Annotated in this window: 10 protein-coding genes and 2 pseudogenes; 4 read left to right on the top strand and 8 right to left on the bottom strand. The window is 41.6% G+C overall.

Features of this window, described 5'->3' with window-relative positions:
* Positions 1-306 precede the first annotated feature (306 nt).
* The 3 genes from PluTT01m_RS03785 to PluTT01m_RS03775 all read left to right on the top strand — a co-directional run bounded on the left by PluTT01m_RS03785 (position 307) and on the right by PluTT01m_RS03775 (position 4,790).
* Positions 307-1,422 (top strand): PLL family lectin, encoded by a 1,116-nt coding sequence (locus PluTT01m_RS03785; protein ID WP_011145110.1) that lies wholly within the window; start codon positions 307-309, stop codon positions 1,420-1,422.
* Positions 1,423-1,881: 459 nt separating this feature from the next.
* Entirely contained in the window at positions 1,882-2,997 is a 1,116-nt protein-coding gene (locus PluTT01m_RS03780) for a PLL family lectin (protein ID WP_011145109.1), read from the top strand.
* Between the two features lie 662 nt (positions 2,998-3,659).
* A complete protein-coding gene (locus PluTT01m_RS03775; RefSeq protein WP_011145107.1) occupies positions 3,660-4,790 on the top strand; it encodes a PLL family lectin in 1,131 nt (376 codons plus the stop codon).
* Positions 4,791-5,838: 1,048 nt separating this feature from the next.
* On the opposite strand, the gene PluTT01m_RS03770 is transcribed toward PluTT01m_RS03775, so the two are convergent.
* From PluTT01m_RS03770 to PluTT01m_RS03745, 8 genes and pseudogenes are all read right to left on the bottom strand, one after another.
* Positions 5,839-6,018, bottom strand: a complete 180-nt coding sequence (locus PluTT01m_RS03770) for a hypothetical protein (RefSeq protein ID WP_011145105.1) — start codon at positions 6,016-6,018, stop codon at positions 5,839-5,841.
* A 214-nt stretch (positions 6,019-6,232) separates the two neighbouring features.
* The gene (locus PluTT01m_RS03765; protein WP_011145104.1) at positions 6,233-6,487 is read right to left on the bottom strand and encodes a helix-turn-helix domain-containing protein; all 255 of its coding nucleotides are present in this window, start codon (positions 6,485-6,487) and stop codon (positions 6,233-6,235) included.
* A gap of 203 nt (positions 6,488-6,690) precedes the next feature.
* Positions 6,691-7,977 (bottom strand): MFS transporter, encoded by a 1,287-nt coding sequence (locus PluTT01m_RS03760; RefSeq protein WP_011145103.1) that lies wholly within the window; start codon positions 7,975-7,977, stop codon positions 6,691-6,693.
* 201 nt (positions 7,978-8,178) lie between these two features.
* Positions 8,179-8,409, bottom strand: coding sequence for a hypothetical protein (locus PluTT01m_RS26810; RefSeq protein WP_041379918.1), 231 nt, complete (start codon positions 8,407-8,409; stop codon positions 8,179-8,181).
* Between the two features lie 8 nt (positions 8,410-8,417).
* Positions 8,418-8,828, bottom strand: coding sequence for a sugar phosphate isomerase/epimerase family protein (locus PluTT01m_RS03755; protein WP_049789734.1), 411 nt, complete (start codon positions 8,826-8,828; stop codon positions 8,418-8,420).
* Between the two features lie 29 nt (positions 8,829-8,857).
* Positions 8,858-9,229: a hypothetical protein gene (locus PluTT01m_RS25415; protein ID WP_125026211.1), complete on the bottom strand. Its 372-nt coding sequence runs from the start codon at positions 9,227-9,229 to the stop codon at positions 8,858-8,860.
* 879 nt (positions 9,230-10,108) lie between these two features.
* Positions 10,109-10,255, bottom strand: a pseudogene (locus tag PluTT01m_RS03750) (nucleotidyl transferase AbiEii/AbiGii toxin family protein); the annotation flags it as partial.
* Positions 10,248-10,595: pseudogene (locus PluTT01m_RS03745) on the bottom strand (type IV toxin-antitoxin system AbiEi family antitoxin domain-containing protein); the annotation flags it as partial. The pseudogenes PluTT01m_RS03750 and PluTT01m_RS03745, both read right to left, overlap by 8 nt.
* 130 nt (positions 10,596-10,725) lie before the next feature.
* Here PluTT01m_RS03745 and mutS point away from each other — a divergent pair.
* Positions 10,726-13,281, top strand: coding sequence for a DNA mismatch repair protein MutS (gene mutS / locus PluTT01m_RS03740; protein WP_011145097.1), 2,556 nt, complete (start codon positions 10,726-10,728; stop codon positions 13,279-13,281).
* The last annotated feature ends 3 nt before the right edge of the window (positions 13,282-13,284 follow it).

Genomic DNA, 13,284 nt, shown 5'->3' with positions numbered 1-13,284 from the left:
TAAAAAAACAGACTTAAAATAGAAAGCAAAGAAAACTTTAAAATAAGAAAACAGTTTATATATAATTAATGTTTTTTAGATGTTCGTATTTGAAAATACATATCCAAAACATAGACATCCATAATATAAAATTAAACCCAATAAATTAATAATTAAAGTTTAACACAAAATAAAATATCATTTATTCATTTTATGAATAAAAATACACAGAATGCAATCGGAAGTATTAATGTGAAATTAAATACACTGTTTATTAAATGACTATTTAGTGAGTCTAAAAAATGATACCTAAAGAGGATATATATTATGAAAAAAGAATCTATTAATACATCAGGGCCAGATAATACCAAATCATCTATTTCAGACGAAATAGAAATATCCAATGAAATCTCTTGGACCGCGTTATCCGGCGTTATCTCGGCGGCAAATAACGCCGATGGTCGGCTTGAGGTTTTCGGTGTAGGCACCAACAATGCTGTGTGGCACAACTGGCAAACGGTACCTAATACCGGATCTTCCTGGTCTGGCTGGCACTCACTGAATGAAGGAGCGACCAGCAAACCCGCCGTTCACATTAACTCAGACGGCAGATTGGAAGTATTCGTACGTGGCACAGATAATGCGTTATGGCATAACTGGCAGACCGTCCCCGGTGCTGGTTGGTCAGGCTGGCAATCTTTAGGTGGTCAGATCACCAGCAATCCAGTGGTATATATCAACTCCGATGGCCGACTTGAGGTCTTTGCACGCGGTGCCGATAATGCTCTCTGGCACATCTGGCAAACCGCTCCCCATGCCGGTCCGTGGTCTAATTGGCAGTCACTAAATGGCGTGCTCACCAGTGATCCAACAGTATATGTTAACGCCAGTGGTCGGCCTGAGGTCTTTGCACGCAGCAACGATTACTCTCTCTGGTACATCAAGCAAACGGCTTCTCATACCTATCCTTGGACAAACTGGCAGTCACTGAGTGGTGTGATAACGAGCAATCCAGTGGTGATCAGCAACTCTGATGGTCGACTTGAGGTCTTTGCACGCGGCTCCGATAATGCTCTCTGGCACATCTGGCAGGTCGCTCCTAATGCAGGTTGGACAAACTGGCGGTCACTGTCTGGTATCATCACCAGCGACCCGGCTGTGCATATCAACGCCGACGGTCGGCTTGAGGTCTTTGCGCGCGGCCCCGATAACGCTCTCTGGCATATCTGGCAGACGGCAACATCGGATGCATGGTCTGAATGGACCTCTTTGTCTGGTGTGATTACCAGCGCTCCCACAGTGGCGAAGAATTCTGACGGCTGGCTTGAAGTTTTTGCACGCGGTGCGAATAACGCACTCTGTCATATTCAGCAAACTACATCATCGTGGTCCACTTGGACCTCCCTTGGCGGTAACTTAATCGACGCCTCAGCGATAAAATAATCTGGAGGAAACCAGATTCTGCGTCATTTTCTGGCCTGATGCATTAGAGAAAACATTCACTACCCCGCATCAGGCCAGTATTACCTAATTTGCTGGTGTTATCCCAATATTCGACACACAAGCCGGGTATTCACTCAAGTTCATTCCCGTTATTTATGATAAAAATATATTTTTCAAATATAAGTAAAAGGAAACCTTAAAACAGGGAAATAATTTATTTATAATTTATTATTTTTGAATGGCTGTATGTAAAAATATATATAAACACACGAGATTTTATAATGTAGCATCACATCCACTTAATACTTCACGGACCATTAATCAGCATCAAATAAAACATTAATGATTTCTTCAAAAAATAAAGAGAAAAAGTGAGAATATTAATTTAAAGAATTAAACATCTCGCTTATTAAATGACTATTTAGTGAATCTGCAAAATTATTTCTAACGAGGATATATATGCAAGAAGAACCTACTAATATACCAAGGCCAGATAATGCCGAGCTACTTGTTGCAAGTGAAGTAGCAATCGAAAACGCGGCAATCGCCTTGTCTGAAATTGTTTCAGTGGTAAACACCTCCGATGGTCGGATCGAAGTTTTCGGTGTGGGCACTGACAATGCCGTGTGGCACAACAGACAAACAGCACCACACTCAGGCTCTTCCTGGACCGGCTGGATCTCACTTAATGGAAAGGTAACCAGCAAACCTGTCGTTTATATCAATACAGACGGTCGGCTAGAGGTATTCGCACGTGGCACCGATAATGCGCTCTGGCATATCTGGCAAACCGCCACCAATGCTGGTTGGTCAAACTGGCAATCTTTAGGGGGTACAATTACTAGTAACCCCGCGGTATATGTCAACACCGATGGTCGGATCGACGTCTTTGCACGTGGCACCGATAATGCACTTTGGCACATCTCACAAACTGCTGCTCATTCCGGTCCGTGGTCTAGCTGGCAATCTTTGAACGGCGTGATCACCAGCAACCCGGCGGTTCATATCAACTCCGACGGCCGGCTTGAGGTCTTTGCGCGTGGTACGGATAATGCACTTTGGCACATCTGGCAAACCGCTCCTGATTCCAATCAGTGGTCAGGTTGGGACTCACTCGGTGGTGTCATCACTAGCGATCCTGTCGTCATCGGCACCGCTGACGGTCGGCTTGAAGTCTTTGCGCGCGGTTCCAATAACGCACTCTACCACATCTGGCAAACCGTTCCCCATGGCGGCCCGTGGTCCAACTGGGCTTCGTTGAATGGCGTGATTACCAGTGCTCCTGCGGTGGTGAAGAATTCCGATGGTCGGCTTGAAGTTTTCGCACGCGGCACCAATAATGCGCTCTACCACATCTGGCAAACAGTTTCCCATTCCGGTCCGTGGTCTAACTGGGCCACGTTAAATGGAACGATCACCAGCGCGCCAACGGCAGTGGAAGACGCCGATGGTCGGCTTGAAGTTTTTGCGCGTGGCACCGATAACGCACTCTGGAACATCTGGCAAGCCACACCATCGTGGTCCGCTTGGGTGTCTCTCAAAGGCAGCTTAATCGACGCTTCAGCAATCAAATAATCTGGAATGAATCCAGCTTTGCACAAGACGAACGTCACCTTCTGGCCCGATACGCTAAAGAAAATATTCACTGCGCTTTATCGGGCCAGTGGCACTTAATTTGCCGGTAAAAATCTGATATTCGATACACAAACCTGGCATCAATTCGAATTAGCATATTAGTTGATAACAAGGACATATTTTTGTCTATTTGAAACAGACGATTAGTCGAATATTCCTGGAAAACAACTGCAAACAGAATAACCTCTTTTAGGTACATGATTAAATCAGGTTCTGCGTTTCTCAATAGCCAGATTATGAATTATGTGCTTTAATAATTATTCAATAAAATATTTTAAAAAAATAAAAAAACATTAAACAAATATATTTAAAATAGAAACCAGCGGGGACTTTAAAATGAAAAACAGTTTGTGAAAAATTAATTCCACTTAAATAATTTCGTATAAAAAAATATATAAAAACATGTAATCACATAATAAGAGACTATATTTAATTAACATTTTACAGGTCAATAATTAACAAAACAAAAACATCCACCGTTTATTTCATTAATAAATGAACATAGGAGACTAGTGAAAACATCAATATATAAATACGAATACCTCTCTCATCAAATGATTATTTTCTGAATCCTAAAAATTATTTTTAAAGAGAATATACATATGAAAAAAGAACCTATTAAAATGCCAAATCCAGATAATACCGAAGCATATGTTGCAGGTGAGGTAGCAATCGAGAACTCTGCGATAGCGTTATCTGGAATTGTCTCAGTAGCAAACAATGCCGATAATCGACTTGAGGTTTTCGGTGTAAGCACTGACAGCGCAGTGTGGCACAATTGGCAAACAGCACCGCTCCCAAACTCCTCTTGGGCCGGCTGGAACAAGTTTAACGGAGTAGTAACCAGCAAACCCGCCGTTCATCGTAATTCAGACGGTCGATTGGAAGTATTCGTGCGTAGTACGGATAATGCACTCTGGCACAACTGGCAGACCGCCGCTGATACCAATACCTGGTCAAGCTGGCAGCCACTGTATGGAGGTATAACCAGCAACCCTGAGGTATGTCTCAACTCTGACGGCCGACTTGAGGTCTTTGCTCGCGGCACGGATAACGCGCTATGGCACATCTGGCAAACCGCAGCCCATACCAATTCGTGGTCAAACTGGAAATCTCTGGGTGGCACGCTCACCAGTAACCCGGCTGCACATATCAACGCCGATGGTCGGATTGAAGTCTTTGCTCGCGGTGCCGATAATGCCCTTTGGCACATTTGGCAAACGGCTGCTCACACTGATCAATGGTCAAATTGGCAGTCACTGAAAAGTGTAATCACTAGCGACCCAGTGGTCATCGGCAACTGCGATGGTCGGCTCGAAGTCTTTGCTCGCGGTGCTGATAACACACTCCGACACATTTCACAGATCGGCTCTGATTCCGTTTCATGGTCAAACTGGCAATGCTTGGATGGTGTGATCACTAGCGCCCCAGCGGCGGTGAAGAATATCTCTGGCCGGCTTGAGGTCTTTGCTCGCGGCGCTGATAACACGCTCTGGCGCACCTGGCAAACTTCCCAAAACGGCCCGTGGTCTAACTGGAGCTCATTTACCGGCATTATTGCCAGTGCCCCAACGGTAGCGAAGAATTCAGACGGCCGGATTGAGGTCTTTGTGCTTGGCCTTGATAAGGCACTCTGGCATCTCTGGCAAACTACTTCATCAACCACATCATCGTGGACCACCTGGGCTCTTATCGGTGGTATCACCTTGATCGACGCTTCTGTGATCAAATAATCTGGAAGGAGCCAGCTTCGCACAAGACAAACGTAATCTTCTGGCCCGATGCATTAAAGAAAATATTCACTGCTCTGCATCGGGCCAGTGGTGCTTAATTTGCTGGAGTTAACCCAATATTCGACATGTAAGCTCAATACGGGTTCAAACTCATGTATTATTGTTCATGACAAAGATATACTTTTGATTGAATATACCCGTCATCTTTCAAGTTGCCTCTTTGTTGGCTGCACTCACTCACCCCGGTCACATAGTTATCTATGCTCCCGGGGATTCGCTCCCTTGCCGTCGCGATCCACCTTGAAATCCATAGGGTATAATTTGCCGGTAAAAATCTCATATTCGATACACAAACCTGGCATCGATTCGAATTAGCATATTATCGTTGATGACAAGGAGATATTTTTGTCTATCTGAAACAAACTTTTAGTCGAATATGCCTGGAAAATAACTTCAAACAGAATAACTTCTTTTAGGTACATGATTAAATCAGGATCTACTTTTCTCAATAGCCAGATTATGAATTGCGTGCTTTAATAATGACTCAATCAAATATTTTAAACAAAATTAAAAAAACATGAAAAAAAATATATTTAAAATAGAAAACAGCGGGGGTTTTAAAATGAAAAATAGTTTATTCAAATTGATCCCACTTAAATAATTTCGTGTAAAACAACATATAATAATATGTAATCACATAATACGAGACTATATTTAATTAACCCAAATTCTGGATAAGAAATTGACATGAAACCTATTCCAGGAGCAATGTTTTGGTGCACGCCGAAACAGCTCCGGGGAGGAACAGGCTATGGATAAATTAATAGAAATTTTCTGCGATGTCGACGATTTTCCAGTGATGACTTGAACAGAATTCGGGTTAATTAGGATCAGTTACTTAGGACAGCCCCTAAACTTATATGCACGAAAAACAGCTTAAAAAAAGCGCTACCTGACTTAATTAGAACATATAAATAAAGTACAAAGGTAACGCTTAAATTATACTTACTATTCTCTCGAATAAATATTTGAAAGTTTTTCTAATCAATTATGGGTTATTCACAACATCAATGTTCTTTTTCTCATCATGTGTGGCAAAAGCACTATAAACGTCTTCATTTATATCACAGGCCAATGAAATAAAGTTCAACAATGATTCTGAATATCCTTTAGCGGCTTTTTCAAAGATCACCTCATATAAAGAAGTTTCCAGACCTGAGTTATACATAGATTGCTCTAATGAAACATATACCTGTCATCTTTCAAGTTGCTTCTTTGTTGGCTGCACTCACTCACCCCAGTCACATAGTTACCTATGCTCCCGGGGATTCGCTCCCTTGCCGTCGCGATGCATCTTGAAATCTATTGGGTATATACACCTTGGAATAATCATATTGAATTTGAATCAGGAATAGATAGAGTTTTTATCATTATAATTAACCTCATCGTTTATGAAAATTTCGCTTAATGGGATTTCCATTTTTATCAAAATATCGACTGGGCCAAATAACTAAAGGATCTATTCCGAGCTTGTCCGCAATAATCTTTTCTCCTTTAGGCCATGGGCGAATTAATGCATTTGATAACGTCGATGAATTCAGTCCCGATTCCCGTGATAATGCGGCAAGTGTTGTGCCACGTTTACGCAATTCAGCAATAATATCTGCTGGGTGCCAGTCGTTTTGAGTTGTTATCATATCAGCTTACTTCTCCCGTTGATTTATGATAGTGATTCAAACTGGCTCCATGAACCAGTGTTCATTTCCGGTGAACAAAACCTTTTCCACCAGAACCGTTATTAATAAGGGTGATCACAGACACACGGGCAAAAAATTTCTTACCAATGTCTATGAACTCAGAACCATATACAATTTGAACGCGTAACCAATTGAACACTCATTTATGAGTTTGGAAACTTATTCATTGTAATAGCGTCGGGTTGAATAATGGTTTTAGAAACTCTCTCAGGTTCATCCAAAAAATTAGTAATCAAAGCACCGAAAAAATAAAGCGTAGCAACGATGCAAGTGACGCCACTTGATCCCAGGCTATTTATAAATAAACCAACAATGGCAGGGCCAATCACCACAGATAAACCCGTCCCTAAATTCAGTACTGACATGACAGCCCCTTTGTCTTTTTCTACCATATTAGCGGACATCGCATCCAATGGGATATAACCTGCGACACCCGCTCCCCAGCAAATCCCACATATGAGTACTATGGCATAATTTGCTCCAACAAATTGTGGTGCAAAAAACAGAAGCAATGAAGCAACGCCAGTCAGGACCCCGCCACACCAAATAATCGTCCTTTTATAACCTATTTTGTCTCCTGCTATACCCCAGACCAAATTAAATAGAATATTACTCGTAAAAGCAGTTCCCCAAATGCTTAGCCACTGAGTTGTAGTAAACCCCTGAGAAATCATATATACCGGTAAATAAACAGGAAACGCGTATTGAGAAAGTGAATTTATGATTCGAAGGATACAAGAAATAAATAGTTTTGGATGTTCCTTAAGAATAGTTATTCCCTTCAAAACCTCCTTTATATTTCCAAGAGTATTATTGTTACTTTGAGGTTTAATGTTATCGCGATTGAGAACTAGAGCAAAAAAAGCTCCAACAATAATAAATATCAGTGTTGTCCATAACGTATTAATATGACCTAATTCTTCTACTGCCCAACTCGCATAAAAAGTAGCTAATACTTGCATTCCACCTGAAAAAACAAAGTAAAACCATCCATATGCTGTACTGAGTTTAACAACAGAACTTCTATAGGCAATCCACACTGAAAATGAGTAGGCAAATAGCGGATATCCGAAACCTTTAATGGCTTGCGCTATCAACAAAAGTGGATATGATATTTCTTTTAAGCCTAGGCTGACGAAACCTGTGGTGCCAACAACACAAAAAATTGTGCCTAATAGCATGGTTCGTTTAGCCCCAAATGCCTCAAAAAATACGCCAGCAAACCAAGAAGATATAGCTACACTTATACCATAAATACTAAATAGTGTGGAAATGTCCTGGATACTTAATCCATTATCTACCAGATAAGGGCTTAGCCAGCCTATTTCTATTCCATTACCAATCATAAATGCCAAAATACCCAAATATCCCCATGATAATGTGCTGGGTATACCCATTCGTTCTAAAAAACCACTCGTATTCTGTTTCATTTCAAACCTTACAATTAAATATTTTTTCAGAATTCAAAATTTTTAAATATTTAGCTTAGTTTTACTTCACTATCAGACAGACGTTATATTGCAAGCATCTTTTCAATTTTTATAATCTATTGTGTATTATGGGAAATAGTTTAAGGTTATTTTCTCGATCTATTAAGATCTGGAGAAAATAGTTTTTTATATTCTTCATTTTTATTCTGTATCATTCAGCGTCATATCTGTCGCTATATACCCGTTATCCTTCAAGTTGCCTCTTTGTTGGCTGCACTCACTCACCCCGGTCACATAGTTATCTATGCTCCCGGGGATTCGCTCCCTTGCCGCCGCGATGCATCTTGAAATCCATAGGGTATATACCCCGGACTGATGGTATTTAGGACCAATTTCAAAAAATGGTTTGCTGATTTCAAAAACACGTTTCACAAAATCCCCTAATTCAACATTTTCTTTAAAAATATTGCAGTCTCGGGCAATGTTTTAGGTGGATCTCCACAGGTACTACATTCCAAATTGAGAAAACCATTATATCCAACCTCTTTTAACGCATTAAAACCTGCCTGCCAGTCAATGGTTCCATGGCCAGGAAGCAGACGGTTATTGTCACCTAAATGGACATGTTTAATAGCGTCTCCAGCATATTTAATGCTTTCTGAAATGTTTGATTCTTCTATTGACATGTGGAAGAAATCAGCTAAAACCCCTGTGTTTTCCCTATCTAACGTATCAATAATATCCGTACATTCTTTGATGCTGTTCAAATAAGGGCTTTCATACCGATTAATCCCTTCCAACAGCATTTTTCCTGTTGTTCCCATGAGAGAAGCGGTAACCTCTTTGTACATTTCAAGAAACTCTTATTTTTCAGTCTCTGTCATTTTCTTATAGGGATGAAACAACAGCAGAGGATTCTGTGTGCCGTATGTAAATTCCAGCTCAGTGACCGCGCCAATTTCACCACTGATTTCGGCCACTCGCTTATACATTTCTCGTCTCGGCTCTTTTTTCTGAGATCGATATTGTCACTCATTAAATGTCCGTAAATCTCATCGGTAAAGGCAAATTCACACGGAATAATGCCCGTGTTTTCCCTTAAATTCAGAATTTCTTCATGTAACTCTTCGTTCCATTGGCAATAATTCATAAATAGCGCAATGCCACCGTAACCCCATTTGTACAACAGGGTGGCCTGTTCAGTTAAATTATTCCCCGGCAACATTAGGTTCGAACACGATATTTTCATCATAAAAGCCATTTCAAACGGCACAAGATACCGTTCAATCTTAAAGGCGATAAAGAATATGCTGTTGTGGTTTACTCTGAATTCCGAACTCTATTGAATGACAGGCTAAAGTTCAGGTTAATAATAACAAACTCACAACAGCATCCCTGATGATCAGTCAGGGGATTATCGCTCTGTAAAAGTGATAATCAAGATATACCCGTTATCTTTCAAGTTGCCTCTTTGTTGGCTGCACTCACTCACCCCGGTCACATAGTTACCTATGCTCCCGGGGATTCGCTCCCTTGCCGTCGCGATGCATCTTGAAATCCATAGGGTATATAAGGTTAATTATCCTTTTTCTAATTTGAGCTTCACCAAACGTACATATATTTTCACATCAGTTTTTCCATATTACGACGCACTTGAACAATCGAATCCTGCTTTTGTTGATCCTCGCCAACTAAATACATTTCCCCAGGAAGAAAACACCAGACCGTTCTCTTATCCAGAATTTGGGTTAATTAAATATAGTCTCGTATTATGTGATTACATATTATTATATGTTGTTTTACACGAAATTATTTAAGTGGGATCAATTTGAAATAAACTATTTTTCATTTTAAACCCCCCGCTGTTTTCTATTTTAAATACATTTTTCATGTTTTTTAATTTTGTTTAAAATATTTGATTGAGTCATTATTAAAGCACACAATTCATAATCTGGCTATTGAGAAAAGTAGATCCTGATTTAATCATGTACCTAAAAGAAGTTATTCTGTTTGAAGTTATTTTCCAGGTATATTCAACTAAAAGTCTGTTTCAGATAGACAAAAATATCTCCTTGTCATCAACGATAATATGCTAATTCGAATCGATGCCAGGTTTGTATATCGAATATGAGATTTTTACCGGCAAACGGGGAAAATCACGTACAAACAAATTAATCGCCGTCCCACCTTTCAATGCACAACAGCTCTCTGTCGCCACTACAGGCAGTACACTCATTAACAACACTACTTGTCGGTAATATGGAGAATATTTATCCATGAAATAATCCATTATTCAAATACTTTTCCGGAACCGTAATCTGATACTGTTTATCCAACTTTCCCCCTAACACGACTTGACGCTTCCCTGCTCCTAAAGCAATTTTAGTTTTATCAATGCGCTTAGCCCATTCGTGGGAATAATAGTCGGTCAAAAAAAGATATAAACGATTAGTTTGGATCGCATGACTGGAATGAAGGAGTATTTCTACTTTGCGCGGGCTAAGGTTAACCAAACCTTGGAAAAGTTCCGCAGCATGTTCAAAAGAAAACGATACGGGCACAGTATCTAAAACTTCATAAGCCGCTAATTCAGGTATACTGGCTTTTAGCTGGTTTCCTTACAATTTAACCAGACCAAAATTACAACTAAATTTGCGAATTGCTTCCAGATTTTACTTGTGTAAGTTTAAAGCTTGGTGCGATACCATAACGAAAGAATTGATTCACAAACTTAACTAAGACTACTGCATGATTAATACAGAAACCTTCGACACCCACACGCCCATGATGCAGCAATATCTCCGTCTTAAAGCACAGCATCCTGATATCCTGCTGTTTTACAGAATGGGGGATTTCTATGAGCTATTTTATGACGATGCCAAAAAGGCTGCAAAATTGCTGGATATTTCCCTGACCAAACGAGGTCAATCCGCTGGCAATCCTATCCCTATGGCAGGCGTGCCACATCATGCAGTAGAAAACTATTTAGCTAAGCTGGTTCAATTAGGTGAATCAGTCGCTATCTGTGAGCAAATTGGCGATCCTGCCACCAGCAAAGGCCCGGTTGAACGTAAAGTCGTTCGCATCGTTACTCCCGGTACCGTGACAGATGAAGCGCTATTACAGGAACGGCAAGATAATCTGCTGGCGGCTATTTGGCACGATAATCAAGGCTTTGGTTATGCCACACTGGATGTGACATCTGGCCGCTTCCAAATATCTGAAATGATAGAGCTGGAAACGATAGCCGCTGAATTGCAACGTAGCCGTCCTGTTGAATTACTCTATCCTGAAAGTTTTGAGCATATGGCGCTAATTGAAAATTTTCATGGCCTGCGCCGTCGCCCTTTATGGGAATTTGAGCTAGATACCGCAAAACAGCAATTGAACCTGCAATTTGGTACCCGTGATCTCGTCGGTTTTGGTGTGGATAAAGCAACTCTCGCTCTGCGTGCCGCGGGTTGCCTGTTGCAATACGTCAAAGATACTCAACGCACGGCGCTGCCACATATCCGTGGTATTACGATGGAGCGTCAGCAAGATACAGTTATTATGGATGCCGCAACCCGTCGTAATCTGGAACTGACACAAAACCTGTCTGGCAGTACAGATAATACTCTCGCTTCTGTTCTTGATCTGTGTGTTACCCCAATGGGTAGCCGAATGTTGAAACGTTGGTTGCATGCGCCTGTCAGGGACCGCCAGATATTAGAAAATCGTCAACAAGCTATTGCTACCTTGCAGGAAATTGGGCTGGAGTTGCAGCCATTTTTGCTACAGATAGGTGATCTTGAACGTGTGCTAGCACGCTTGGCTCTACGTTCTGCTCGTCCAAGGGATCTGGCAAGAATGCGCCATGCATTCCAGCAATTACCGGATATCCATCAAGTTATGGACTCCTCAGATTCCCCTTATATCAAGCAATTGCAGAAAAATATCGGCAGGTTTGATGAATTACAGGAATTGCTTGAAAAAGCGATTGTAGAAACACCTCCGGTATTAATTCGGGATGGTGGCGTAATCGCACCGGGTTATAACAGTGAGCTGGATGAGTGGCGCACACTGGCTGATGGTGCCAGTAACTATCTGGAACAACTGGAAATCCGCGAACGAGAAAAGCTGGGCCTTGATACTCTAAAAGTCGGCTTTAATGGTGTTCATGGCTACTATATTCAAGTCAGCCGAGGGCAGAGCCATCTGGTGCCAATTCACTATGTCCGCCGCCAGACACTGAAAAATGCTGAGCGTTATATCATCCCCGAGTTAAAAGAATATGAAGATAAGGTTCTGACCTCTAAAGGGAAATCTCTGGCAATAGAGAAAGCGCTTTACGAAGAATTATTCGATCTACTGCTGCCTCATTTGGCCGAATTACAAACCAGTGCCGAAGCACTGGCTGAACTTGATGTATTGGCAAATCTGGCAGAACGCGCTGAAACCCTGAATTATATTTGCCCAACATTGAGTGATAAACCGGGAATTCAAATCACTGGTGGTCGTCATCCGGTTGTTGAGCAAGTTCTGCGTGAACCATTTATCTCAAACCCACTCTCTTTATCTTCACAGCGGCGTCTGCTAATTATTACCGGTCCAAACATGGGCGGTAAAAGTACCTATATGCGTCAGGCGGCACTTATTACACTTCTGGCCTATATCGGTAGCTTTGTACCGGCTGAAAAAGCAGTCATCGGCCCAGTTGATCGTATATTTACCCGTGTAGGTGCCTCCGATGATCTGGCATCCGGCCGTTCAACCTTCATGGTGGAAATGACCGAAACCGCCAATATCTTGCACAATGCGACAGAACAAAGTTTGGTATTGATGGATGAGATTGGCCGAGGCACATCAACCTACGATGGCCTTTCTCTGGCATGGGCATGTGCAGAAAATCTGGCAAACCGCATTAAAGCAATGACCTTGTTTGCCACTCACTATTTTGAACTGACCACGTTGCCGGAAAAACTTGAAGGCGTGGTCAATATTCATCTGGATGCGGTAGAGCATGGAGATACCATCGCATTTATGCACAGCGTACAAGAGGGTGCAGCCAGTAAGAGTTACGGGTTGGCAGTTGCTTCCCTCGCCGGCGTTCCACGTGAAGTGATTAAACGGGCGCGCCAGAAACTTAAAGAGCTGGAATCGCTATCCAACCATGCAACGGCAAGTCATGTCGATACACCGCAGCTTGCGCTATTAACAGAGGAAACATCACCGGCGGTTGAAGCATTAGAAAATCTTAATCCAGATTCACTGACTCCGCGTCAAGCATTAGAATGGATTTATCGACTAAAAGATATGGTGTAAGAA

Origin of the sequence: Photorhabdus laumondii subsp. laumondii (genome assembly GCF_003343245.1) — a bacterium.
GTDB lineage: Bacteria > Pseudomonadota > Gammaproteobacteria > Enterobacterales > Enterobacteriaceae > Photorhabdus > Photorhabdus laumondii.
Note: the sequence above shows the minus strand (reverse complement) of the source record. Positions and strands in the feature narration are given on the sequence as shown.